1 rRNA gene is annotated in these 740 nt (G+C 51.2%); it reads right to left on the minus strand.

Annotation, left to right across the window (positions count from 1 at the left end):
• A 23S ribosomal RNA gene (locus WN59_RS07815) occupies window positions 1-587 on the minus strand; the annotation flags it as partial.
• Between the last annotated feature and the right edge of the window lie 153 nt (window positions 588-740).

The following is a 740-nucleotide window of genomic DNA, read 5'->3' on the forward strand; positions in this document are numbered from 1 at the left end:
GCCATCACCCATTAACGGGCTCTGACTACTTGTAGGCACACGGTTTCAGGTTCTGTTTCACTCCCCTTCCGGGGTGCTTTTCACCTTTCCCTCACGGTACTGGTTCGCTATCGGTCACTAAGGAGTATTTAGCCTTGGGAGATGGGCCTCCCGGATTCCGACGGAATTCCTCGTGTTCCGCCGTACTCAGGATCCACCGGGCCAAATAATGTCCTTTGCCTACGGGACTGTTACCCCCTCCGGCCGGCCTTTCCAGGCCGTTCGGCTCAACATTACTTGGCGTGTCGGTGTCCTACAACCCCAGCCGAAGCTGGTTTGGGCTCTTCCCGTTTCGCTCGCCGCTACTCAGGGAATCGATTTTTCTTTCTCTTCCTCCGGGTACTGAGATGTTTCAGTTCCCCGGGTCTACCGCCGCGTCAGCTATCTATTCACTGACCGGCAACACATAATGATGTGCTGGGTTCCCCCATTCGGAAATCTTCGGTTCAACGCTTACTTACAGCTCCCCGAAGCATATCGGTGTTGGTTCCGTCCTTCATCGGCTCTTAGTGCCAAGGCATCCACCGTGCGCCCTTCATTACTTAATCGCAATGAATTTGTGAGTGTGCCGCATCAAGCGGCACAACGCGTGTTTGTGTGAACTCTTTTTAATTTCAGTTCTCGGTTTTCTACGCTTTGATTTTCGGTTAAAAATCATTTATTGCTTCTCTATCCGGTTTTCAATGTACATGTTTAAAATG

The sequence above is a fragment of the Salinicoccus sediminis genome, assembly GCF_000986795.1.
Lineage (GTDB): Bacteria > Bacillota > Bacilli > Staphylococcales > Salinicoccaceae > Salinicoccus > Salinicoccus sediminis.